The following is a 233-nucleotide window of genomic DNA, read 5'->3' as shown; positions in this document are numbered from 1 at the left end:
AGAATATAGCGCGTAATTTTGTATTGTATGCAGATGATAACGATTTAGTGAATGAGATATTACATAGGTATGTAATAGAAGAAAAGAATAGGTTATTAGATTGCAATCTAACTGAAATACTAAAAATAATTTTATATAGATGCTTATCTTATTTAGCCTATGATCTTGGCTTTTATCATGTATCTTGTAAACATCATGAATTGGCAATCCTGATATATGGAGGTGCATTAACC

At 28.8% G+C, this 233-nt stretch carries 1 protein-coding gene; it reads left to right on the top strand.

What is annotated here, in order from left to right; translation table 11 throughout:
- Nucleotides 1-233 (top strand): hypothetical protein (locus tag AAEY78_RS15105; protein ID WP_352340331.1); only part of this gene is annotated, 233 nt, incomplete at both ends.

It is taken from the genome of Psychrobacter sp. 16-MNA-CIBAN-0192 (genome assembly GCF_040309565.1).
Lineage (GTDB): Bacteria > Pseudomonadota > Gammaproteobacteria > Pseudomonadales > Moraxellaceae > Psychrobacter.
This window is presented reverse-complemented; position numbering and strand designations above follow the sequence as displayed.